This is a genomic window from Streptomyces sp. NPDC093071, from assembly GCF_044754545.1.
Taxonomy (GTDB): domain Bacteria; phylum Actinomycetota; class Actinomycetes; order Streptomycetales; family Streptomycetaceae; genus Streptomyces.
In genome coordinates this window covers 869,147-890,880 of record NZ_JBIVPH010000001.1, presented here as the reverse complement: position 1 = coordinate 890,880, position 21,734 = coordinate 869,147, and the positions used below count along the sequence as shown (strand labels likewise).

Here is a 21,734-nt window from a genome sequence, read left to right as displayed (position 1 = left end):
GTCCACCCACCCCACCGCCCCCACGGAGGCACCATGCGCGCACCCGCCCGTCCCGCCCGCCGCACCGCCCTCGCCTGCGGCATCGCCCTCGCCGTCCTCACCGCCGTCCCCGCCGCCCAGGCCCACACCGGCCACGCCGCCCGGCCCGGGGCCGAGACGGGCTCCCTCGTCCTGGTCGGCGGCGCCCTCAAGGACGACAACGCGGCGGTCTACGGCGAGATCGTCAAGCGCGCCGGCGGCCCCGCGGCACGCATCGGCGTCATCACCGCCGCCTCCGTGCCCGAGAGCCAGGACCCGGACGCGGACGACCCGGACCTGTGCGGCAACTCGGCCTGCAACGGCGCCTACTACGCCGGGCTGTTCGAGAAGCACGGCGCCGCCGACGCCCAGTGGATCCCGATCGACCTCGACCACGTCGCCAACGCCGACTCCGACGCCGTCGTCGCCCAGGTCGAGTCCATGACCGGCTTCTTCTTCGGCGGCGGCGACCAGTACCGCTACCTCACCACCCTCCTCCACGGCGAGAAGCACACCGACTCCAAGGTCCTCGCCGCCATCCGCGCCAAGCTCGCCCGGGGAGCGGTCGTCTCCGGCTCCTCCGCCGGAGCCCAGATCGCCTCCGGACCGGACATGGTCAGCGGCGGCGAGTCGTACGAGGGGCTCCGCGACGGCAGCGCCCCCGGCTACTTCGACGACCCGACCCGCCTCGGGTACATCCCCGAGGGCGGCTTCGGCTTCCTGCGCTCCGGACTCGTCGACACCCACACCGGCTCCTACGGACGCGAGGGCCGCGCCCTGCGCCTGGCCGCCGACACCGGCCACGACCGCGTCTACGCCCTGGAGGAGAACACCGCCCTGGTCGTCGACGCCCCCGGCAGCCGGAACGAACGGATGACGGTGATCGGCACCCAGGGCGTCGCCGTCCTCGACCTGCGCCGGGCGCACGCCCGCACCACGGCGGCCGGCTGGTCCCTGCGCGACGCCCGCTACACCTACCTCACCGACGGCGACCGCTACGACGCCCGCACCTGGGCCCCCACCGTCGCCCCCGGCAAGAAGCCCCTCACCGCCCGCGACACCGGCCCCGTCCCGGCCAACACCGACGTCTTCCACTCGGTGGCCAACCCCGACGGCCCGTCGTACTCCTTCCGCACCACCGCGCGCGAACTCGCCGCCCGCACCCGGCGGACCGCCACCGCCACCACCTTCGAGACCGGCCCCCGCTTCACCGTCACCTTCACCGAGGTCGGCGGCTCCGGGGCCTGGACCACCGACGGCACCACCCCCCGGACGCTCGTCGGCCTCCGGATCGACATCGCGCCCCGCTGACCCCGCGCGTCGGATCAGATCTGATCAGAGCAGACCGGCCCGCCGCGCCGCGTCCTCGGCCCGCTTCATCCGCTCGTGACCGTCGCCGCCGATCCGTTCGAGGACGGCGGCGATCAGCGCCTCGATGAGCGCCACGGCCGGAGTGAGGCTGTCGTACGGCGAGTCCGAGGCCACCTGGCTGATCAGGACGACGTCGGCGTGGGCCGCGGCCGGCGACAGCCACGGGTCGGTGAACACGACCACCTTGCCGCCGCGCTCGCGGGCCAGCTCCGCGATGACGGTCTTGTCGGTCTCGTAACGCCGGTAGTCGAAGACGACGGTGACGTCACGGCGGCCCAACTGCGCGAGGAAGGAGGCCCGTTCCACGTCCCCGTCCGGCAGGAAGTCCACCTGGTCGCGGAACTGCGTCAGGTGCAGCCCCAGATACCGGGCGAGCAGGTGCGTGAACCGGCCCCCCGCCACGTGGACGCGGCGCCGGGGATCGCTCAGGAGGTCCACCGCGTCCTCGAACTCGTGCGGCGCCAGCTCCTTGAAGGTCTGGGACACCGCCTGCCGCACGAGCGCGAGCCGCTCCCCGAGCCGGTGCGGATCCGCGCCGTCCGCGTCGCCGGACGCCTCGCGCTGCGACGAGCCCCCGGTCTCGTACAGGGTGATCGGCGACGCGGTCCGCACGTCCAGTTCGGCGCGCAGCGCGGCCTGGAGGTCGGGGAAGCCCTTGTACCCGAGGCGCGACGCGCAGCGCAGCACCGTGGGCGCGGAGACCGAGGCGCGCTCCGCGATCGTCGCGACCGTCTCGAAGACCGCCGCCGGATACCCCGCGAGCAGCACCCGCGCGACCTTGCGCTCGGCGGGGCTCAGGTCACCGAGCCTGCTCCGGATCTCGTCGGCCAGCGTGGGGCTCACGGGCTTCCCTTCCTCGACCGTACAGACGGCGTGCTTTCCGGGGGTAAATGTATCGCCTGTTACGCCCCGGCCACAGGCCCGGTCCGGAAGGGGACCACTCAGCGCCGCACGCCCGTGAACGTGTGCGTGATGCCCGTCTGCCAGCCCGGCAGCGGCAGCGCCCGCACGTCCCCGAAGCCCGCCCGGCGCAGCCGGTCCGCGAAGGCGGGCGCGGTGTCGAAGTCCAGGACGCTGCGCCACAGGTGCCGGTAGAGCGCCTCGTCCCCGTGGCGGCGACCCCACGGCAGGACGACCGCGCGCATCACCGCCGACCACACCGCCCGGTGGACCGCCGGGCCGCCGAGGGCGTACTCGTGCACGACCAGGCGCCCGCCCGGCCGCAGCACGTCCCGCACCCCGGCGAGGGCCCCGTCGGGATCCGCGACGTTGCGGAAGAGGTAGGCGGCGAAGACCGCGTCGTACGGGCCGCGCACCCCGGCCTCCGCCATGCCCTCCACGGGCGCGTGCACGAAGGAGACGCCGGGGGGCCACGGCTTGTCGCGCGCCCGGTCGAGCATCCCGGCGGACGCGTCGACCCCGGTGACGGACGCCCCGGGCGCGGCCCGGAGCAGCGCCCGCGTCGACGCCCCCGTACCGCAGCCGAGGTCGAGCACCGACCACCCCCGCCCGCCGTCGGGCAGGGCGAGGCGGCGGGCGGAGCGGAGCAGGTCCCGGTGGTAGCCGGGGCTCGCGGAGGTCATCCGGTCGTAGGTCCGCGAGGCGCGGTCGAAGGCGTGGGCGAGGTCGGCGTCTCGCAACAAGGACATGGTCCGCTCCTCCGTCGGGGGTTCTCGTCCACCGGAGTCTTCCCCGCCGGGCCCCTTTCACGGCGCCGCCCCGCCGGGGAGGGGCGGCGGGCGGTGATTGGGCCGGGCGGCCCAAGGAACGGTGCATCCGATCCCCCGGGCGGTACTGAATGACCCGTGAGGACGAAGAGATGCCGCCCGGCGAGCGAGGGGTGAACCGATGCGCGTGCCCGATCCACTTCAGGTAGACGAGGGGGTGCCGGCCGCGGTCGAGGAGCGCCTCGCCGCCGTCCTCCGCCGGCGGACGGCGGACGCGGCGGACGCCGACCCGGACTTCGCGTCCGACATTGCCGACCGGGTCGCCGCCTTCGCGCTCGGCGGCGGCAGGCGGCTGCGCGCCGAGTTCCTGTGGTGGGCGCTGCGGGGCAGCGGCGGCGGGACGCGCGAGACGCCGGCCGCCCTGGGGGTCGCGGCGGCCCTCGAACTGATCCAGACGTGCGCCCTGATCCACGACGACGTGATGGACGGCTCGCCCCTGCGCAGGGGGCGCCCCTCCGTCCACGTGCAGCTCGACGCGCGGTTCGGCACGGGGGAGCGGGCGCTGCCCTGCGGCACGTTCGGCGGCGCCGCCGCCGTCCTGGCCGGAGACCTGGCCCTCGCCTGGGCCGACGACGCCTTCGCCGAGTCCGTGGCGGGGCTGCCGTCCGCGTCCCGGGCGACCGGGGTCTGGCGGGTGATGCGCACGGAGATGGTCGCGGGCCAGTACCTCGACCTGCGCGCCCAGGTCACCGGCGACGGCTCGGCCGACGGGGCGGCGCGCACGGCCGTCCTGAAGACGGCCCTCTACTCGATGGGCCACCCCCTGGCCCTGGGCGCCACCCTCGCGGGAGCGCCCGACGGCACGGTCCGCGCGCTCCGCGAAGCGGGCCGGTCCGCCGGGCTCGCCTTCCAGCTCCACGACGACGTGCGGGGTGCCTTCGGCGACCCGGCGGCCACCGGGAAGCCGGTCGGCGAGGACATCCGGGAGGGGAAGGCGACCTACCTCCTGGCCGTCGCCGGAGAGCGGTGCGCCGAGCTGGGCGACCGGGCGGGGCTCGGACTCCTGGAGCGGATCACCGGCGGAGCCCGTACGACCGAGGAGGACGTGGACCGCGCGCTCGACCTGCTCGTCGCCTGCGGGGCCCGGGACCGGGTCGCCCGGCGGGTCGAGGAGTTGTGCGCCCGGGGCGCGGAGACGGTGGCGCGCGCCGGGCTCGCCCGGGAGGCGGCCGACCGGATCGCCCACCTCTTCGCGACGGCCTGCGGACTGGAGACGAGCGCCGGCCGCACCACCGGCCCGGCGCCGGAACCCGCCCGCGCCACCGGCCCGGCCACGGGCCCCGGTCATGACACCGCACCGGCGCCGGAACCACCCGCCCCGCCCGTCCCCTCCGTACCGCCCACCCTCCCCGTTCTCATCGGGGAGGCCCGGTGAAGGCGATCGCGGGGCCGACGGACCACGTCGTCGTGGTGGGCGCGGGGCTCTCCGGGCTCGCCGCCGCCCTCCACCTGCTCGGCGCCGGACGCCGGGTGACCGTCGTCGAGCGCGGCCCGCTCCCGGGCGGCCGCGCCGGACGGCTCGACCTCGGCGGCTACGGGGCGGACACCGGGCCCACCGTCCTCACCATGCCCGACATCCTCGACGACGCCTTCCGCGCGGTGGGGGACTCCCTGCGCGAACGGGTCGACCTCGTGCCCCTCCACCCGGCCTACCGGGCGCTGTTCGCCGACGGCACCCGCCTCGACGTGCACACCGACCCGGAGGCCATGGAGGCGGAGGTCGCCGCCTTCGCCGGACCCCGCGAGGCCGGCGGGTACCGGAGGCTGCGCCGCTGGCTGGAGGAGCTGTACGCGCTCCAGATGCGCCGCTTCATCGACGCCAACTTCGACTCCCCCCTCCAGCTCCTCCACCCCGACCTCGCCCGGCTCGCCGCCCTCGGCGGCTTCGGCCGGCTCGACCGGGCCGTGGCCCGCTTCCTGGCGGACGAGCGGCTCCGGCGCGTCTTCTCCTTCCAGGCCCTGTACGCGGGCGTGGCACCCTCCCGGGCCCTGGCCGCCTACGCGGTGATCTCCTACATGGACACGGTCGCCGGGGTGTACTTCCCGCGCGGCGGGATGCACGCCGTACCGGCCGCCATGGCGGACGCGGTGGTACGGGCCGGCGGCACGGTCCGGTACGACGAGCCGGTCACCTCGCTCGAACGCCGGGGCGAGCGCGTCACCGCCGTCCTCACCGAGCACGGCCGGATCCCCTGCGACGCGGTCGTCCTCACCCCCGACCTGCCCGTCGCCTACGGCCTCCTCGGGCAGGAGCCCCGCCGCCCGCTGCGGCTGCGGCACTCCCCGAGCGCGGTCGTGATCCACGCCGGGACGGACCGCACCTGGGACCACCTGGCCCATCACACGCTCTCCTTCGGGCACGCGTGGGAGGGCACCTTCCACGAGCTGATCGACCGAGGGCGCCTGATGAGCGACCCCTCGCTGCTCGTCACCCGGCCCACGGCCACCGACCCCTCCCTCGCCCCGCCCGGCCGCCACCTGCACTACGTCCTCGCCCCCTGCCCGAACACCCGCGTCGGACCGGACGCCGCCCACTGGGGCGACCTCGGACCGCGCTACCGCGACGCGCTCGTCCGCGAGCTCGAACGCCGGGGCCTGGAGGGCTTCGGCGCGTCGATCGAGGAGGAGGCCCTGGTGACCCCGGCGGACTGGACGGCACAGGGGCACGCCGCGGGCACCCCCTTCTCGGCCGCCCACACCTTCGCCCAGACCGGCCCCTTCCGGCCCCGGAACCTCGTGCGGGGCACGGCCAACGCCGTCCTCGCGGGCTGCGGCACCACCCCCGGCGTGGGCGTCCCCACGGTGCTGATCTCCGGGAAGCTCGCCGCCGCGCGCATCACCGGCGGCGCCGCCCGCCCCGGACGGCGTCCCGCGCCGCCCGGCACGGACCGCACCCGGGTGCCCGGAGCGAGCGGGGCCGCGCGATGACCGCCCGGGAGCTGGACGCCGCCGGCATCACCGACCCGCGCCTGCGGGCCGCGTACACCGCCTGCCGGCGCCTGAACGCCCGCCACGGCAGGACGTACTTCCTCGCCACCCGCCTCCTGCCCGTCGACCGGCGCGCGTCCGTCCACGCCCTGTACGGCTTCGCGCGCCGCGCCGACGACATCGTCGACGACCTGGGCACCGACGCCACGACGGAGGAGCGCGCCGCCGCCCTGGACGTCCTGGAGAGCCAGTGGCGGCACGCCGTCCGGGGCGGGGAGGTCCGCGAACCGGTGGTGATGGCGGCGGCCGACGCCCGCGCCCGCCACCACATCCCGGAGCGCCACTTCACCGACTTCCTGACGTCGATGCGCAGCGACCTGACGGTCGAGCGGTACCCCACGTACGCCGACCTCCACGCCTACATGCACGGCTCGGCGGCCGTCATCGGGCTCCAGATGGTCCCCGTGCTCGGCACCGTCGTCCCCCGCGCGGAGGCCGAGCCGTACGCGGCGGCCCTCGGCCGGGCCTTCCAGCTCACCAACTTCCTCCGGGACGTGGGCGAGGACCTCGACCGGGGGCGCGTCTACCTGCCCCTGGACCTCCTCGCCGCGTACGGGGTCGACCCCGACCTGCTGATGTGGAGCAGGCTGACCGGCTGCCGGGACGCCCGCATCACCGCCGCGCTGCGGGCCGCCGCCGCCCTGACCCGGGGCGTCTACCGCGAGGCGGAGCCCGGCATCGCCCGGCTCGCCCCCGTGTCCGCGCCCTGCGTCCGCGCCGCCTTCGTGCTGTACCGCGACATCCTGACGGCCATCGAGCGGGACGGGTACGCGGCGGTGCACCGCCGGGCGGTCGTCGGCCGCCGCCGCCGGGCGGCCGTCGCGGCGCGTGGCCTGGCGGGCGCGCTCGCCGCCCGCACCCTGCCGGACCGGTCCCGCACCGCCTCCGCCGCCGTCCCGGCCGTGCCGCGCACGGACGTCCGCGGCACGTGGGCGGGGAGCGGGGCCGAACTCGACCGCACGACACGGGCGGCGGAGACGACGGGGAAGACGGAGACGGCGGAGACGACCCGGACGACGGGAGGCGGCGAGCGGTGAGCGCGATGCGGAGGCCGGAGATCCCGCTGCGGCTGCGCCGGAACCCCGTCTCCTGGGAGCGGCAGCGGCCGACGTGGCGGGACGCCAAACCGGCCCTGATCGCCGAGGCGCTGGACCGGTCGAAGGCCCGCCCCTCCGGCAACTGGTTCGTCGTCGGCGCCGGCCGCGACCTCCGGGACGGCCGGCCGCTCGGGCGGACCGTCGCGGGCACCGAGATCGTCCTGTGGCGCGACGCGGAGGGCACGCCCCACGCGGGCCCGGGGGCCTGCCCGCACCTGGGGGCGCCGCTCAAGGACAGCGTCGTGCGGTGCGGGACGCTGATCTGCCACTGGCACGGACTCGCCCTGGACGGCGGCCCCTTCGCCGGCTGGGCGCCGTGGCCCGTCCACGACGACGGACTGCTGCTGTGGGTCAGGCTCGACCGGGCGGGCGGCGAACCCCCCACGGAACGGCCCCTCGTGCCGGAGCGCCCCCCGGCGGCCGGAGCGGTCGGCGCCGTCTACACGGGCGTGGGCACGTGCGAGCCGGAGGACGTCGTCGCCAACCGGCTCGACCCCTGGCACGGCGCCTGGCTCCACCCGTACTCCTTCGTCGACCTGGAGGTCCTGCGGACCCCGACGGAGGAGGACGACGAGCTGGAGGTCGAGGTGTCGTTCAAGGTGGCCGGGCGGGTCGTGGTGCCCGTCCGGGCCGTGTTCACCGCGCCGGACCCGAGGACGGTCGTCATGCGGATCACGGCGGGGGAGGGCGCGGGCTCGGTGGTCGAGACGCACGCGACGCCCCTGACGGCGGCGGGGGACCGGCGCCCGCGCACCGCCGTCGTGGAGGCCGTCGTCGCCGGTTCGGACCGGCGGGGGTTCGCCGTGGCCCGCCTGGCGGCCCCGCTCCTGCGCCCGGCGATGCGGGCGGCGGCGGGCCGCCTGTGGCGGGACGACCTGGCGTACGCCGAGCGGCGCTGGTCCCTGCGGGCACGGGGGCTGTTCCCGGGCTGAACGACCGGGCCCCGGGCCACCGGGCTCCGGCCCACTGGGGAGCAGCCCACCGGGCCACCGGGGACCGGCCCACCGAGCCCCGGTCAGTACTCCCCGTACACCCGCGCCGCCGCCCTCAGGAGCGCCGACCGCCCCCGCCGGGGCACCGTCCACAGGGTCTGGCCCCGCAGGCCCCAGCGCCACAGGTGGGCGTTGGCCGCGAGGAAGCCGGTGGTGGCGGCCCGTTCCATCAGGGCCACCGGGAGGTCGGTGCGGACCAGGTCGCCCGCGACGGTGACGGTGGGGTCGGGGGTGTCGACCGGCGGCCGGTCCGCGTGGCCGCCGACGGCGAAGAGCGGGCAGTCCCGCCGCCACTCGTCGCGCCGGTCCACGATCCGCGCGGCCGCCGTCTCCGGGTACACGCGGTGGAGCTGCTCGACCAGCTCCCGCGCGACCGGTTCCGGACCCGCCGCCGCGTCCGCCGCGTAGGCGTGGAGTTCGACCACGGAGCCGCCGGTCTTCCCGGCCCAGCGGGCGGCCTCGCCCTCCCAGCGGTCGAGGACGCTGATGTTGTCCAGGGGCCCGTAGCCGCCGGTCCCGAGGAAGCCGGGCCGGTCCGGGGCGACGGGACGGTCCAGCCAGAGCCGGGTCACCAGGAACGGCGGGGCCGTGCGCAGGGCGGCGACCCGGGCGCGCCAGGCCTCGTCGCACAGGGTGGGCGAGGCCGCCGCGACGGCCCGGAGCCCGGCGGTGTCGAGCGCCAGGACCAGCGCGTCGACGCGCTCCGCGCCGCCCGGCCCGTGGACCAGGTGGCCCCCGCCCGGCACGGCCTCGACGCGGTCGACGGGGGCGCCGGTGCGGATGTCGGCGCCGTGGCCCTCCAGGTAGCGGGCGAGGGGCTCCCACAGGGCCTGCGGATAGGGCTCGTCCGGCACGTCGAAGAGCAGCCCCTCGGAGGACCCCAGGAAGTAGATGTGGAACATCAGGGCCAGTTCGGCCGCCGACAGCTCCCCGGGGTCGGCGAAGAAGCTGCGCGAGAAGACCTCGAACGCGAGGTGCCGGGCCTTCTCCGGGAACCGGATCCGGTCGAGCAGCTCCCGCGCGCTGACGTCGTCGTACCGCTCGTGGACCCCGGGGAGGCGCACGTCCAGGAGGGGCAGCGCGGCCCGGGGGTTCATCCGGGCCAGGTCCCGCGCGCCGAAGGAGGGGCTGAGCGCGGCGAACCCCACGGCGCTCCACGGCGGCGTACGAGGCACGCGCGCGAAGCTGTCGTACAGGCCGGAGCCGTGCAGCAGGGGGTAGTCGGGCAGCGGCCGCAGCCGCTCCAGGCCCGGATCGACCCGCCGCAGCAGCCCGCGCAGGTTGTAGTACTGGCGGAAGAACGCGTGGAAGCCCCGGCTCATCGTCGCCGCGGACCCGTCCGCCAGCTCCACGGGCCATCCGGCGAGCCGCCCGCCGAGCGACGCCTCGCGCTCGTACAGGGTGACGCGGACCCCGCGCTCCGCGAGGACGGTCGCGGCGGCGATGCCCGCGATCCCGCCGCCGACGACGGCGCAGCGCGGCCCGTCCCCGTCCGCCCGGTCCCGTCCGGGGTGGGCGGGCAGGACGACCGCCCGGCGGTCGCGGCCGCGGCGCGGCGCCGCGGCCCGCTCCGGGTCCGAGGGGTGTTCACGGCCGGTCATCGGGGGCCTCCTGGTGCGGTCCCGGCCGGGGGCGCCGGGGGAGTAGGGGGACTTCGGCCGCCGTGCGGAGCATGGCGGGGACGGGCGTGCGCAGCCCGATGGAGAACTCCTCGGCCGGTCCGGTGGCGCCGTCGAGGAAGCGGAGCAGGCGCTCGCAGGGGACCCGGGCGAAGAGCCCGGTGAAGAAGGCCGGGCCGTCGATCCGGCCCGTGTCGAGGCCGCGCAGCAGGACGGAGTCCATCGCGAGCGCCCGGGAGGAGTACGCGGGCGGGGGCAGCGGGCGGCGGCCCCCGTGCAGGGCGTCCGCGACGGCCCGGGCCTGCCGCTGGATCGCCGCGAAGGCGTACCCGGTGGAGGGACGGACGGCCCCGCCGGCCGCCCCGACCCGGAAGACGTGCCGCCCGGCCGCGCGGGGGTGGCGGCCGTCGCTCATCGGGATGACGCCCTGCTCGGTGTCGCGCACCCGGAAGGGGCCGAGCCGCAGCACGTCCCGGGTGTACGCGGCCAGGGCCCGGTCGTAGGCGGCGGTCGTCAGCGGGGTCCGGCCGAACTCGGTGTACTCGACGAGCGCCTCGTACGGGCCGGTGGGAAGGACGTAGCCGAAGGAGAGGCCGTGCGCGGGCCGGGGCGTGCGGAAGTCCATCAGCTCGACCACGTCCGGCGTGAACACCGGGCGTTCGGTCCGCACGAACCAGCCCCGGAAGTGCTGGAGCAGGGCGGTGCGCGCGGGCGGCGCGGCGGCCGGCGGCCGGGAGTCGAAGACCCAGCGGGCCCGGAGCCGCGAGACGGTCCCGTCCGCCGCGCGGCAGCGCACCACGGCGCCGTCCGGCCCGTCGGCCACCTCCTCCACGACGGCCTCGACCCGGTGCAGCGCGGAGAGCCGCGGCCGCAGGCCCCGCTCGAAGTCCCCGGAGCGCAGCATCTTGTACCGCAGCCCGCCGAGGGGACGGACGGGACCGGACCCGTCGGGCCCCCGCACCCGCAGCCCGCCCCAGCTCGCGGTCAGGAACGGGTCGTACGGGCCGGGCCCCGCCTCCCAGAAGCACCAGGTGCGCTCCGGGGGCCGCAGCGGCCCCGGCGGAGCCTCCACGAGGGTGACCCGGGGGACGGGGACGCCGTCCGGGGGCGCGAGCAGCCGCCACGCCAGGGAGAGCCCGGCCGCACCGCCCCCGACGACGACCACCTCGGTACCGGCGTCCACGGCCACCCGTCCCCCCTCACGTCACCTCGGAAGCGGTCCCGGTGGGTCTACCCGGGAACGGGGGCGATGCGTGGCCCCGTGCTGCATTCGGCCCACAGGGGGGCGGCGGATGCGGGGTGGGAGGAGGTGTCGCGAAAGCCCGGGACCGGAAGACGGGCCGCTCAAGGGCCGGGTCGGCTCAGACGGCCGCCGCCGTCACCCGTTCCGCCGCCAGCGCCGCCCCGTCGTACCGGGCGAGCAGCAGCCGGGCCAGCTCGGGGGAGGGGCCCAGGACGTCCGCCAGGACGTCGGCCTCCGCCGCGCCCGCGGCGATCCGGTCCGGGAGGCGCCCCGGCGCGATCACGTACGGGGCGACCGCCACCCGCCGGACGCCCGGCTCGGCGCGCAGGGCCCGTACGGCGTCCTCCGTACGGGGGACGCCCCCGGCAATCACAGCGGAGGCGAACGCGGGCCGCACGGAGCACCAACCGGTGCGCCGCAGCTCCCGCGCCGTTTCTGCGATCACCGCGATCGCCTCCGGGTCGGTGGAGCCCGCCGAGGCCAGGACGACCCCGGTCGCGCTCTTGTCGCCGGGCGCCAGCCCGGCCTCGTACAGCCGCCGTTCCACCGCCGCGATGAGCAGCGGCGACGGGCCCAGGACCTCCGCCTGCCGGATCCGCAGCGAGGCGGGGGCCTGTCGCAGGACGGCCGGCACGTCCGCCTTCGCGTGGAAGGCCCGGGTCAGGAGCAGCGGCAGCGCCACCACGTCCCGGACGCCCTCGGCGGCGAGCCGGTCGAGGACCCCCGTCACCGACGGCAGGTTGAAGTCCAGGAACGCCGTCTCCACGCGCAGCCCCGGCCGCAGCGCACCGGCCCGGCGCACCAGCGCCTGGACGGTGGCGGCGTGCCGCGGGTCGCGGCTGCCGTGGGCGATCACGAGGAGGACGGGGGGGTGGTTCATGGTGGTTCGGCTCACTTCACTTCACGAGCAGGCCGCGGCTGCGGAGCACCCACCGCTCCAGCGGACTGAAGATCAGCAGGTCGATCGCGATGCCGACGACCAGGATCAGCAGGATCGCCAGGAACACGCCGGGCAGGTCGATGTTGTTGCGGCCGTTCTCCAGGAGCTGGCCCAGGCCGAGGCCCAGGTCCGGCGAGGAGGCGATGATCTCGGCGGCCATCAGCGAGCGCCAGGAGAACGCCCAGCCCTGCTTCAGGCCCGCCAGGTAGCCGGGCAGCGCGGCCGGGAGGACCACGTGCCAGGTGCCCTTGAGGCCGGTGGCGCCCATGGTGCGGCCGGCCCGCAGGAACAGCGGCGGGACCTGGTCTACGCCGGAGACCAGGCCGTTGGCGATGGACGGGACGGCGCCGAGCAGGATGACGGTGAACATCATGGCGTCGTTCAGGCCGAACCAGAGCACGGCCGGCGGCACCCACGCCACCGAGGGCAGCGACTGCAGACCGGACAGGATGGGGCCGATCGCGGCGCGCACGAACTTCACCCGGGCCACGAGCAGGCCCAGCGGGGTGCCGATGGCCAGGGCCAGCAGGAAGCCGGCCAGGCCCCGGGACACGCTGGTCCAGATGACCTCCAGGAGGGTGCCCTGGAGCCACATGTCGGTCAGGCCGTCCCACACCGCGGACGGCGCGGGCAGCTTGGTCTCCTCGGTGATCCCGGCGGAGACGAGGACCTGCCAGACGGCGAGGACCAGGGTGACGGCGAGGGTGGGCGGGAGGACCTTCTTGACGAGGACCTCGCGGACCGGGGTGCGGCGGATCTCGACCGCGTCCAGGGCGTCGAGCCCGGCCTCCAGACCGGCGAGGTCGTCCTTCTTGACCGCCGCGGCGGTGTCAGTGCTGGCCATGGCGGCGGATCTCCCCACGCAGGTGTTCAGTGATCTCGACGGACAGCTCGGCCACGTCCGCGTCCTCGATGCGGCGCGGCTGCGGGATGTCCACGGTCCACTCCTTGGCCACCCGGCCGGGCCGGGAGGAGAGCAGGACCACGCGCTGGGCGAGGCGGACGGCCTCGCGCACGTTGTGGGTGACGAAGAGGACGGACAGGTTCGTCTCCTCCCAGATGCGGGTCAGCTCGCCGTGCAGCACGTCGCGCGTGATGGCGTCGAGGGCCGCGAACGGCTCGTCCATCAGGAGCAGTTGGCTGTCCTGGGCGAGCGCCCGGGCGAGGGCCACCCGCTGCCTCATGCCGCCGGACAGCTCGTGCACCCGCTTGCCGTACGCGCCGCCGAGCCGGACCAGTTCGAGCAGCCGTTCGGCCTCCGGCCTGCGCTCGGCCCGGGGCACCCCGCGCAGCCGCAGGGCGAGTTCGATGTTCTTGCCCGCGGTCAGCCACGGGAAGAGGGCGTGCTCCTGGAACATCAGGGCCGGCCGGCCGCCCGGGGTCTCGATGGACCCCTGGGTCGGCCGGTCGAGGCCCGCGACCAGGTTCAGCAGGGTGGACTTGCCGCACCCCGAGGCCCCCAGGATGGTGACGAACTCGCCGGGCGCGACGTCGAGGGTGACGTCGTCCAGGACGAGCTGGGTACCGGCCGGGCCGGAGAAGGACTTCGAGACGTGCTCGATCCGGGCGGCGTGCGTCCGCTCCGCCGCCGTGTCCTCGGCCGCCTTGGCGAGTGTCGTGGCCATGGTCGTCACCTCCTGGGGTTCGTGGATTCGCCTGCGGTTACTTGACGCCGAGACCGGCGTCGGAGACCTCGGGCTGACCGGCGGCCTTCAGCACCTTGTTGAGGAGCGTCAGGTCGTAGATGCCGGCCAGGTCGGGCTGCTTGATGAGCCCGGCCTTGACCGCCCACTCGGACTGGGTCTTCAGCGTCGCGGCCAGCGGGTCGTTGGTGATCGCGATGCTGGGCCACGCCGGGTCGATGACCTTGGCGTCCAGGGCCTTGCCGCTGAGGCTCTTCAGGGCCGCGTTGGCCGACTCCTTGGCCTTGTCCGGGTTGGCGTTGATCCACTCGTTGGTCTTCACCGTCCCCTTGAGGACGGCCTCGACGACGTCCGGGTGCTCCGTGAGGAACTTCTGCGACACGATGATGTTCGTGATCACGAACTTCTTGTCGGGCCACAGCGTGGTCTCGTCCAGGAGGACGGATCCGCCCTGGGAGACCAGCTTGGACGCGGTCGGCTCCGGCACCCACGCGCCGTCGATCGAACCGGACTTGAAGGCGTCCGGGGTGACCTTGTTGTCCGTGCGGACGACCGAGACGTCACCCTTGCCGGACTCCGGGTCGACCTTCCAGCCCTTCTCGGAGATCCAGTTGAGGAGCGCGACGTCCTGCGTGTTCCCCTTCTGCGGGGTGGCGATCTTCTTGCCCTTGAGGTCGTCCAGGGTCTTGATCTTGTCCGGGTTCACCACCAGCTTCACGCCGCCCGAGGCGGAGCCGGAGACGATCCGCAGGTTCTTGCCCTTGGACTTGACGTACGCGTTGATGGAGGGCGAGGGGCCGATGAAGCCGATGTCGAGGGAGCCGCCGTTGAGCGCCTCGATCTCGGACGGGCCGGCGTTGAAGGTCTGGGGCTTCAGCGTGGTGGCGCCCAGCTCCTTCTGGATGAGGCCGTCCTGGACGCCGATCAGCGCGGTGGCGTGCGTCAGGTTCGGGAAGTAGCCGATCCGTACCTCGGAGGCGGAGAGCTTCTTGCCGTCGGCGGCGGCCGGGGCCTTCTTGTCGGCGGGCTCTTCCTTCGTCGCGTCGGAGCCGTAGCCGCAGGAGGCGAGTGCGCCGATCAGCAGGGGCAGGGCGGCGGCGGCGAGCAGGCCGCGGCGCGGGGTGGTACGGGTGGTGGAAGGCACGGGAGGTGTTCCCCTCGATTCAGCGTCTTCGAAGTCTGTGTCTGTGTCTGTCACGTACGGGGTGGAGCGGGTGGAGCCGTGTCGCACCGCTCGCGCGGCGCACCGAGGTCAGCACGCACATCGTGCGACACCTCCCCGGCCCGCGCCGAGGGCACCGGAACCCACCCGGCCGCCCTCCTTGGCGAAGGTGGCGTAGACGTCCTGGATCATCAGAAGTCCCATCCTTCCTCGTCTTCGACGGTCACGACGGCCTTGGCGGTGGCGAAGGACTCGCCCGCCATGCCGGCCGCGAGCGTGGTGCCGTCGGCCGGGTCGATCAGCAGGAACGAACCGGTGCGGCGGGAGTCCGCGTACGCGTCGAGCGCGAGCGGCTCGGCGGTGCGGACCACGACCCGGCCGATGTCGTTGGCGACCAGCTGCCCGGGGTTCGGGTGCTGGGAGAGGTCGTCCAGGGTCAGCCGCGAGGGGATGTCCTTGACGATCGCCTTGACCGTACGGGTGGTGTGCTTGAGCAGGACCCGTTGGCCGACCGCGAGCGGCCGGTCCGCCACGTGGCAGACGGTCGCCTCGACGTCCTGGCTGGTGGCCGGGGCGTCCCCGGCCGGGGCGATCAGGTCGCCGCGGGAGACGTCGATGTCGTCCGCGAGCCGGATCGTCACCGACTGCGGCGCCCACGCGATGTCGACGGCCTCGCCGAGCGCGTCGATCGCCGTGATCGTGGAGGTCTTCCCGGACGGCAGTACGGTGACCTCCTCGCCGACCCGGAAGGCACCGGCGGCGATCTGCCCGGCGTAGCCCCGGTAGTCGGGGTGTTCGGCGGTCTGCGGCCGGATCACGTACTGCACGGGGAAGCGGGCGTGGCAGGCCGTCAGGTCGTGGCTGACCGGGACCGTCTCCAGGTGCTCCAGGACCGTCGGACCGCCGTACCAGTCCATGTTCGCCGACGGCTCCACGACGTTGTCTCCGGCGAGTGCGGAGATGGGGATCGCGGTGATCTCCGGGACGCCGAGTTCGGTGGCGTAGGTGGTGAACTCTTCGGCGATGGCGGCGAAGACGGGTTCGGCGTAGTCGACGAGGTCCATCTTGTTGACGGCGAGGACGACGTGGGGGACGCGGAGGAGGGCGGCGACGGCGGCGTGGCGGCGGGTCTGTTCGACGACGCCGTTGCGGGCGTCGACGAGGACGACGGCGAGTTCGGCGGTGGAGGCGCCGGTGACCATGTTGCGGGTGTACTGCACGTGGCCGGGGGTGTCGGCGAGGATGAACCGGCGCCGTGCGGTGGCGAAGTAGCGGTAGGCCACGTCGATGGTGATGCCCTGCTCCCGCTCGGCCCGCAGACCGTCCGTGAGCAGCGCCAGATCGGGCGCCTCCTGGCCACGGGAGCGCGAGGCGTGCTCCACGGCCTCCAGCTGGTCGGCGAGGACCGACTTGGAGTCGTGCAGCAGCCGGCCCACCAGGGTGGACTTGCCGTCGTCGACGGAACCGGCGGTCGCGAAGCGCAGCAGGGTGGTGGCCGCAGTCAGGTCGGCCGGCTGCTCGGTGGACGTGCTCATTAGAAGTACCCTTCGCGCTTGCGGTCTTCCATCGCGGCTTCGGAGAGTTTGTCGTCGGCCCGGGTGGCGCCGCGTTCGGTGAGCCGGGAGGCGGCGATCTCCGTGATCACCGCGTCCAGCGTGGTGGCGTCGGAGTCGACGGCACCGGTGCAGGACATGTCCCCCACCGTCCGGTAGCGGATCAGACGCGTCTGAACGCTCTCGCCGTCCTTCGGGCCGCCCCACTCACCCGCGGTCAGCCACATGCCGTTGCGAGCGAACACCTCGCGCTCGTGCGCGAAGTAGATCTCCGGCAGCTCGATCCCCTCCCGCTGGATGTACTGCCACACGTCCAGCTCCGTCCAGTTGGACAGGGGGAAGACGCGGACGTGTTCGCCGGGGGCGTGGCGGCCGTTGTAGAGCTGCCACAGCTCGGGGCGCTGGCGGCGCGGGTCCCACTGGGAGAACTCGTCGCGCAGGGAGAAGACGCGTTCCTTGGCGCGGGCCTTCTCCTCGTCACGGCGTCCGCCGCCGAAGACGGCGTCGAACCGGTGCCGCTGGATGGCCTCGGTCAGCGGCACCGTCTGCAGGGGGTTGCGGGTGCCGTCGGGGCGTTCGCGCAGGGTGCCGGCGTCGATGTAGTCCTGCACCGAGGCCACGTGCAGCCGCAGCCCGTGCCGGGCGACGGTGCGGTCGCGGTAGTCGATCACCTCGGGGAAGTTGTGCCCGGTGTCGACGTGCAGCAGCGTGAACGGCACCGGGGCCGGAGCGAACGCCTTCAGGGCCAGGTGCAGCATGACGATGGAGTCCTTGCCACCGGAGAACAGGATCACCGGCCGCTCGAACTCCCCCGCCACCTCACGGAAGATGTGCACCGCCTCGGACTCCAGAGAGTCCAGGTGCGACAGCGCGAACGAGCCGTCGGTCGTGTCGTGGACGTGGGCGACAGTGGTCACAGCAGACCCTTCTCGGTGAGCAGCGCGTGGAGCTGCGCCGCGGACTCCTGCACGGTCTGGTTCTGGGACTCGATCCGCAGATCGGGCGCCTCGGGAGCCTCATAGGGGTCGTCGACCCCGGTGAGCCCGCTGATCTCGCCCGCCGCCTGCTTCGCGTACAGGCCCTTCACGTCGCGGACGGAGCAGACCTCGACGGGGGTGGCCACGTGCACCTCGACGAAGGCGGTGCCCTCGGCGTGGTGCCGCTTGCGGACGGCCTCGCGGCTGTCGGCGTACGGGGCGATGACCGGCACCAGGACCTTCACGCCGTGCGAGGCGAGCAGCTCGGCGACGAAGCCGATCCGCTGCACGTTGGTGTGCCGGTCCTCGCGGCCGAAGCCGAGGCCCGCCGAGAGGAACTCGCGGATCTCGTCGCCGTCGAGGACCTCGACGCGGTGGCCCTCGCCGCGCAGCCGTCCGGCCAGCTCGTACGCGATGGTCGTCTTGCCGGCGCTCGGCAGGCCGGTGAGCCAGATGGTGGCACCGGTCACGTGGTTCTCCCGGGAGGTCTGTGAAGGGGGGTGGGGGGTCGTGGTCATCAGCCGTGCAGCCCGCACTCGGTCTTGGCGCGGCCCGCCCAGCGTCCGGCGCGGGCGTCCTCGCCCTCCAGGACGCGGCGGGTGCAGGGGGCGCAGCCGACGGAGGCGTACCCGTCCATGAGGAGCGGGTTGGTGAGGACGCCGTGCTCCGTGACGTACGCGTCGACGTCGTCCTGGGTCCAGCGGGCGATGGGCGAGACCTTCACCTTGCGGCGCTTCTCGTCCCAGCCGACGACCGGGGTGTTCGCCCGGGTCGGGGACTCGTCGCGGCGCAGTCCGGTGGCCCACGCGCGGTACGAGGTCAGGCCCTCTTCGAGGGGGGCGACCTTGCGCAGCGCGCAGCACCGGTCGGGGTCGCGGTCGTGCAGCTTCGGACCGTACTCGGCGTCCTGCTCGGCCACGGTCTGGCGCGGCGTCAGGGTGATGACGTTGACGTCCATGACGGCGTCCACGGCGTCGCGGGTGCCGATGGTCTCCTCGAAGTGGTAGCCCGTGTCGAGGAAGACGACGTCCACGCCGGGGCGGACCCGGGAGGCGAGGTGGGCGACGACCGCGTCCTCCATGGAGGAGGTGACGCAGAAGCGCTCGCCGAAGGTGTCGACGGCCCAGCGGAGGATCTCCGTCGCGGGGGCGTCCTCCAGCTCGCGGCCGGCCCGTTCGGCGAGTGCCTTGAGGTCGGCCGCGGTGACGTCCTGAGCGATCGTCATATCTCGTCCCTCCCGGCGGGGTTGCCCGACGCGCCCGGGGCGAGCAGCCCCAGGAACTTCAGCTGGAAGGCCCGGCTGCACGCGGCGCATTCCCAGGCGCCGTGACCCTGCTCGTTGGGACGCAGGTCCTCGTCGCCGCAGTAGGGGCAGAAGAACGGTGCGGCACGCTCGCTCATGACAGCGCCTCCTCGGAGGCGCGGGCCGCCCAGGTCGCGAAGCGCTCACCGGTCTCGCGCTCCGCCTGGAAGCGCGTGAGGACCCGCTCCACGTAGTCGGGGAGCTCGGCCGCGGTGACCTTGAGGCCGCGGACCTTGCGGCCGAAGCCGGCCTCCAGGCCGAGGGCGCCGCCCAGGTGCACCTGGTAGCCCTCGACGCGGTTGCCCTCGTCGTCCAGGACGAGCTGGCCCTTGAGGCCGATGTCGGCGACCTGGATGCGGGCGCAGGCGTTCGGGCAGCCGTTGATGTTGATGGTCAGCGGCTCGTCGAACTCCGGGATCCGGCGCTCCAGTTCGTCGATGAGCGAGGAGCCGCGGCCCTTCGTCTCGACGATCGCCAGCTTGCAGAACTCGATGCCGGTGCAGGCCATCGTGCCGCGCCGGAAGGGCGAGGGGGTGACCCGCAGGTCGAGCGCCTCCAGGGCGGCGACGAGCGAGTCGACCTGGTTCTCCTCGATGTCCAGGACGAGCATCTTCTGCTCGGCGGTGGTGCGGACCCGGCCGGAGCCGTGCGCCTCGGCGACCTCGGCGATCTTCGTCAGGGTGGCGCCGTCGACGCGGCCGACGCGGGGCGCGAAGCCGACGTAGAACCGGCCGTCCTTCTGCCGGTGGACGCCGACGTGGTCGCGCCAGCGGCCGGCGGGCTGCTCGGGGGCCGGACCGTCCGTCAGCTTCCGCTTCAGGTACTCGTCCTCCAGGACCTGGCGGAACTTCTCCGGGCCCCAGTCGGCGACGAGGAACTTCAGGCGGGCGCGGTTGCGCAGCCGCCGGTAGCCGTAGTCGCGGAAGATCGAGATGACGCCCTCGTACACGTCGGGGACCTCGTCGAGGGAGACCCAGGTGCCGAGGCGGACGCCGAGCTTGGGGTTGGTGGAGAGGCCGCCGCCGACCCACACGTCGAAGCCGGGGCCGTGCTCCGGGTGGTGCACGCCGACGAAGGCGATGTCGTTGATCTCGTGCGCCACGTCGAGCAGCGGCGAGCCGGAGACCGCCGACTTGAACTTGCGGGGCAGGTTCGAGAAGTCCTTGTTGCCGACGATCCGGCGGTAGATCTCCTCGATGGCGGGCGTGCCGTCGATGATCTCGTCGGCGGCGATGCCGGCGACGGGGGAGCCGAGGATGACGCGCGGGGTGTCGCCGCAGGCCTCGGTGGTGGACAGGCCGACCGCCTCCAGGCGGTTCCAGATCTCGGGGACGTCCTCGATGCGGATCCAGTGGTACTGGACGTTCTGCCGGTCCGTGATGTCGGCGGTGCCCCGGGCGAACTCCTCGGAGATCTCGCCGACGACCCGCAGCTGCTCGGTGGTCAGCCGGCCGCCGTCGATGCGGACCCGGAGCATGAAGTACTCGTCGTCCAGCTCCTCCGGCTCCAGGACGCCGGTCTTGGTGCCGTCCAGACCCTGCTTGCGCTGGGTGTAGAGGCCCCACCAGCGCATCCGTCCGCGCAGGTCGTTGGGGTCGATGGAGTCGAAGCCGCGCTTCGAGTAGACCGTCTCAATACGTGTCCGCACATTGAGACCGTCGTCGTCCTTCTTGAACTGCTCATTGCCGTTGAGGGGGGTGAAGTGCCCCACGGCCCACTGACCCTCGCCGCGGTGACGTCCGACCTTGCGGCGGGCGGCGGCGGGGGTGTGGTTTTCCGGGGTGGCGGCCATGGCGTTTCGTCCTTCGGGACTGCGAGAGGGCGGCTCTGACCTGCACACTCGCGCTCGGGTCGGAGGGTGGCGCGGCAGTGCGCAGCAGGATGGGGCAGAGTCGGGTGGAAAGGGTGATCTCGGCGGTGCTGGTTCCCTCAGCGCGCCGGACAGATGGCGCTGGACATACGGCCGAGGTCGACGTGCCGCCGACTCACCAAGGCAATTCCAGTTCCAGACATGGCGGAAGCGTGTCACGGGACTTTGGAACCAGTCCAGCATCGTCCATCATTTGGACATTGTCGTCTCGCAGAACGAGATGGTGTGTGCTGCGTCACGCGGAGGGGCCCGGGGAGGGCCTTTCCGGCCCCTTTCCCCGGGCCCCTTTCCCGGGCCTCTTCCGGCGGCTCGCCTCAGGCGTACGCGCCGGGCCACGGGCCGGGCGTCTCCGTCTCCTCGGCCTGCTCCACCTTCGTGTCGAACAGCCGGAAGCCGCGCCGCTCGTAGTTGGCCATGGCGTGCGGGCCGTCGAGCGAGCAGGTGTGCAGCCATACGCGCTCCGTCGCCTCCCGGCCGGGCCAGCGGTCGGCCAGGTCCCAGGCGCGGGCCGTCGCGTACGACAGGAGGTGCCCGCCGATCCGACGGCCCCGGAAGGCCGGGATCAGGCCGAAGTAGACGATCTCCACCACGCCGTCGGCCTGGGCCTCCAGCTCCACGTACCCGGCCGGCGTCCCCTTCTCGTACGCCACCCAGATCTCGGCGCCCGGCTTCTCGACGATCTCCTGCCACTGCTTGTACGTCAGGGACAGCCGGTCGGCCCAGCGGATGTCGCCGCCGACGGCGGTGTAGAGGAAGCGGCTGAACTCCGCCGACGGCACCTCGGCGCGCCGGATCGCCACGTCGTCGCCCTCCGGCGGGGTGGCGGGGCGGAGGTCGGACGGGGAGGTCTGTTCGAGGGACCAGGTGGTGAGAGTGATGCTCATGGGGCCATCGCATCATGCGGAGCACGAGATTCCCAGGGCGGCCCCGGGGGAGGGGGAGGCGCGGGGAGACGGGTGTCCGCATGGTGGACAGGGGGGTGTCTCCGTACGGAACCGGCTGCCCGGGCCCGGCACCTTCCTGGCTCACCTCGACCGCCCGGCCCTCGTCGGCCGGCCGCCCCCACGCGCACCCGTCACGCCGACCGCCTCGCGCTCTCGCGCGTCACCTGGGCCTTCCCGGCATCCCCGCGCGCCATCCCGGCCGGCCGGCCCCCTCGCCCGGCACTCCGGCATTCCCGCTCGTCACCCCGACCGTCCCGACCGCCCCGGCTTCCCGCGCGCCACCCCGA

General features: G+C 74.3%; 21 protein-coding genes. 5 read left to right on the top strand and 16 right to left on the bottom strand.

The window, feature by feature from the left end:
• Nucleotides 1-33: 33 nt before the first annotated feature.
• Nucleotides 34-1,329 carry a cyanophycinase gene (locus ACIQD7_RS03705; protein ID WP_402439070.1) on the top strand — a complete coding sequence of 432 codons (1,296 nt, stop codon included), beginning with the start codon at nucleotides 34-36 and terminating at the stop codon, nucleotides 1,327-1,329.
• 24 nt (nucleotides 1,330-1,353) lie between these two features.
• Here the strand turns inward: ACIQD7_RS03705 and ACIQD7_RS03700 are convergent, their stop codons facing one another.
• Together ACIQD7_RS03700 and ACIQD7_RS03695 are read right to left on the bottom strand one after the other, a co-directional pair.
• The gene (locus tag ACIQD7_RS03700) at nucleotides 1,354-2,232 is read right to left on the bottom strand and encodes a MurR/RpiR family transcriptional regulator (RefSeq protein ID WP_402439068.1); all 879 of its coding nucleotides are present in this window, start codon (nucleotides 2,230-2,232) and stop codon (nucleotides 1,354-1,356) included.
• Between the two features lie 98 nt (nucleotides 2,233-2,330).
• Complete coding sequence (locus tag ACIQD7_RS03695; protein ID WP_402439066.1) at nucleotides 2,331-3,038, bottom strand: methyltransferase domain-containing protein; 708 nt, start codon at nucleotides 3,036-3,038, stop codon at nucleotides 2,331-2,333.
• Between the two features lie 199 nt (nucleotides 3,039-3,237).
• Here ACIQD7_RS03695 and ACIQD7_RS03690 point away from each other — a divergent pair, with 199 nt between their 5' ends.
• From ACIQD7_RS03690 to ACIQD7_RS03675, 4 genes are read left to right on the top strand one after another with little or no spacing between them, the layout of a single operon-like run.
• Nucleotides 3,238-4,491 (top strand): polyprenyl synthetase family protein, encoded by a 1,254-nt coding sequence (locus tag ACIQD7_RS03690; protein ID WP_402439064.1) that lies wholly within the window; start codon nucleotides 3,238-3,240, stop codon nucleotides 4,489-4,491.
• Nucleotides 4,488-6,044, top strand: coding sequence for a phytoene desaturase family protein (crtI, locus tag ACIQD7_RS03685; RefSeq protein WP_402439063.1), 1,557 nt, complete (start codon nucleotides 4,488-4,490; stop codon nucleotides 6,042-6,044). Before ACIQD7_RS03690 ends, crtI begins: the two co-directional genes overlap by 4 nt.
• Nucleotides 6,041-7,141, top strand: coding sequence for a phytoene/squalene synthase family protein (locus ACIQD7_RS03680; RefSeq protein WP_402439061.1), 1,101 nt, complete (start codon nucleotides 6,041-6,043; stop codon nucleotides 7,139-7,141). Before crtI ends, ACIQD7_RS03680 begins: the two co-directional genes overlap by 4 nt.
• 5 nt (nucleotides 7,142-7,146) lie before the next feature.
• Nucleotides 7,147-8,133 carry a DUF5914 domain-containing protein gene (locus ACIQD7_RS03675; protein WP_402439704.1) on the top strand — a complete coding sequence of 329 codons (987 nt, stop codon included), beginning with the start codon at nucleotides 7,147-7,149 and terminating at the stop codon, nucleotides 8,131-8,133.
• 83 nt (nucleotides 8,134-8,216) lie between these two features.
• On the opposite strand, the gene ACIQD7_RS03670 is transcribed toward ACIQD7_RS03675, so the two are convergent.
• The 14 genes from ACIQD7_RS03670 to ACIQD7_RS03605 all read right to left on the bottom strand — a co-directional run bounded on the left by ACIQD7_RS03670 (nucleotide 8,217) and on the right by ACIQD7_RS03605 (nucleotide 21,387).
• Nucleotides 8,217-9,794, bottom strand: coding sequence for an FAD-dependent oxidoreductase (locus ACIQD7_RS03670; protein ID WP_402439059.1), 1,578 nt, complete (start codon nucleotides 9,792-9,794; stop codon nucleotides 8,217-8,219).
• On the bottom strand, nucleotides 9,781-10,995 hold the full coding sequence (locus ACIQD7_RS03665; RefSeq protein ID WP_402439057.1) for a lycopene cyclase family protein: 1,215 nt from the start codon (nucleotides 10,993-10,995) through the stop codon (nucleotides 9,781-9,783). The genes ACIQD7_RS03670 and ACIQD7_RS03665 overlap by 14 nt, the downstream gene beginning before the upstream one ends.
• 178 nt (nucleotides 10,996-11,173) lie before the next feature.
• A complete protein-coding gene (locus tag ACIQD7_RS03660) occupies nucleotides 11,174-11,935 on the bottom strand; it encodes a sirohydrochlorin chelatase (RefSeq protein ID WP_402439055.1) in 762 nt (253 codons plus the stop codon).
• A gap of 16 nt (nucleotides 11,936-11,951) precedes the next feature.
• Nucleotides 11,952-12,839, bottom strand: coding sequence for an ABC transporter permease subunit (locus ACIQD7_RS03655; protein ID WP_391058177.1), 888 nt, complete (start codon nucleotides 12,837-12,839; stop codon nucleotides 11,952-11,954).
• The gene (locus ACIQD7_RS03650; protein WP_402439053.1) at nucleotides 12,826-13,620 is read right to left on the bottom strand and encodes an ABC transporter ATP-binding protein; all 795 of its coding nucleotides are present in this window, start codon (nucleotides 13,618-13,620) and stop codon (nucleotides 12,826-12,828) included. The genes ACIQD7_RS03655 and ACIQD7_RS03650 overlap by 14 nt, the downstream gene beginning before the upstream one ends.
• Nucleotides 13,621-13,657: 37 nt before the next feature.
• Nucleotides 13,658-14,782: an aliphatic sulfonate ABC transporter substrate-binding protein gene (locus ACIQD7_RS03645; protein WP_402439051.1), complete on the bottom strand. Its 1,125-nt coding sequence runs from the start codon at nucleotides 14,780-14,782 to the stop codon at nucleotides 13,658-13,660.
• 209 nt (nucleotides 14,783-14,991) lie between these two features.
• Nucleotides 14,992-16,335 carry a sulfate adenylyltransferase subunit 1 gene (locus tag ACIQD7_RS03640; protein ID WP_390756998.1) on the bottom strand — a complete coding sequence of 448 codons (1,344 nt, stop codon included), beginning with the start codon at nucleotides 16,333-16,335 and terminating at the stop codon, nucleotides 14,992-14,994.
• Nucleotides 16,335-17,270: a sulfate adenylyltransferase subunit CysD gene (cysD, locus tag ACIQD7_RS03635; protein WP_402439049.1), complete on the bottom strand. Its 936-nt coding sequence runs from the start codon at nucleotides 17,268-17,270 to the stop codon at nucleotides 16,335-16,337. Before cysD ends, ACIQD7_RS03640 begins: the two co-directional genes overlap by 1 nt.
• The gene (cysC, locus tag ACIQD7_RS03630; protein WP_402439047.1) at nucleotides 17,267-17,848 is read right to left on the bottom strand and encodes an adenylyl-sulfate kinase; all 582 of its coding nucleotides are present in this window, start codon (nucleotides 17,846-17,848) and stop codon (nucleotides 17,267-17,269) included. Before cysC ends, cysD begins: the two co-directional genes overlap by 4 nt.
• Nucleotides 17,848-18,555 (bottom strand): phosphoadenylyl-sulfate reductase, encoded by a 708-nt coding sequence (locus tag ACIQD7_RS03625; RefSeq protein ID WP_402439045.1) that lies wholly within the window; start codon nucleotides 18,553-18,555, stop codon nucleotides 17,848-17,850. Before ACIQD7_RS03625 ends, cysC begins: the two co-directional genes overlap by 1 nt.
• Nucleotides 18,552-18,731, bottom strand: coding sequence for a hypothetical protein (locus ACIQD7_RS03620; RefSeq protein ID WP_402439043.1), 180 nt, complete (start codon nucleotides 18,729-18,731; stop codon nucleotides 18,552-18,554). The genes ACIQD7_RS03625 and ACIQD7_RS03620 overlap by 4 nt, the downstream gene beginning before the upstream one ends.
• Complete coding sequence (locus ACIQD7_RS03615; protein WP_121831957.1) at nucleotides 18,728-20,425, bottom strand: nitrite/sulfite reductase; 1,698 nt, start codon at nucleotides 20,423-20,425, stop codon at nucleotides 18,728-18,730. The genes ACIQD7_RS03620 and ACIQD7_RS03615 overlap by 4 nt, the downstream gene beginning before the upstream one ends.
• Nucleotides 20,426-20,562: 137 nt before the next feature.
• Nucleotides 20,563-20,646, bottom strand: a complete 84-nt coding sequence (locus tag ACIQD7_RS03610; RefSeq protein WP_310591794.1) for a putative leader peptide — start codon at nucleotides 20,644-20,646, stop codon at nucleotides 20,563-20,565.
• A 171-nt stretch (nucleotides 20,647-20,817) separates the two neighbouring features.
• Complete coding sequence (locus ACIQD7_RS03605; protein ID WP_402439041.1) at nucleotides 20,818-21,387, bottom strand: GNAT family N-acetyltransferase; 570 nt, start codon at nucleotides 21,385-21,387, stop codon at nucleotides 20,818-20,820.
• Nucleotides 21,388-21,734: the final 347 nt, after the last annotated feature.

Coding starts and splice junctions, on each gene's coding strand:
- ACIQD7_RS03650 (WP_402439053.1), bottom strand. CDS start 13,620: ATGGCCACGACACTCGCCAAGGCGGCCGAGGACACGGCGGCGGAGCGG.
- ACIQD7_RS03625 (WP_402439045.1), bottom strand. CDS start 18,555: ATGACGATCGCTCAGGACGTCACCGCGGCCGACCTCAAGGCACTCGCC.
- ACIQD7_RS03695 (WP_402439066.1), bottom strand. CDS start 3,038: ATGTCCTTGTTGCGAGACGCCGACCTCGCCCACGCCTTCGACCGCGCC.
- ACIQD7_RS03680 (WP_402439061.1), top strand. CDS start 6,041: ATGACCGCCCGGGAGCTGGACGCCGCCGGCATCACCGACCCGCGCCTG.
- ACIQD7_RS03615 (WP_121831957.1), bottom strand. CDS start 20,425: ATGGCCGCCACCCCGGAAAACCACACCCCCGCCGCCGCCCGCCGCAAG.
- ACIQD7_RS03620 (WP_402439043.1), bottom strand. CDS start 18,731: ATGAGCGAGCGTGCCGCACCGTTCTTCTGCCCCTACTGCGGCGACGAG.
- ACIQD7_RS03705 (WP_402439070.1), top strand. CDS start 34: ATGCGCGCACCCGCCCGTCCCGCCCGCCGCACCGCCCTCGCCTGCGGC.
- ACIQD7_RS03675 (WP_402439704.1), top strand. CDS start 7,147: ATGCGGAGGCCGGAGATCCCGCTGCGGCTGCGCCGGAACCCCGTCTCC.
- ACIQD7_RS03670 (WP_402439059.1), bottom strand. CDS start 9,794: ATGACCGGCCGTGAACACCCCTCGGACCCGGAGCGGGCCGCGGCGCCG.
- ACIQD7_RS03605 (WP_402439041.1), bottom strand. CDS start 21,387: ATGAGCATCACTCTCACCACCTGGTCCCTCGAACAGACCTCCCCGTCC.
- ACIQD7_RS03640 (WP_390756998.1), bottom strand. CDS start 16,335: ATGAGCACGTCCACCGAGCAGCCGGCCGACCTGACTGCGGCCACCACC.
- ACIQD7_RS03655 (WP_391058177.1), bottom strand. CDS start 12,839: ATGGCCAGCACTGACACCGCCGCGGCGGTCAAGAAGGACGACCTCGCC.
- ACIQD7_RS03660 (WP_402439055.1), bottom strand. CDS start 11,935: ATGAACCACCCCCCCGTCCTCCTCGTGATCGCCCACGGCAGCCGCGAC.
- ACIQD7_RS03690 (WP_402439064.1), top strand. CDS start 3,238: ATGCGCGTGCCCGATCCACTTCAGGTAGACGAGGGGGTGCCGGCCGCG.
- cysC (WP_402439047.1), bottom strand. CDS start 17,848: ATGACCACGACCCCCCACCCCCCTTCACAGACCTCCCGGGAGAACCAC.
- ACIQD7_RS03610 (WP_310591794.1), bottom strand. CDS start 20,646: ATGTCTGGAACTGGAATTGCCTTGGTGAGTCGGCGGCACGTCGACCTC.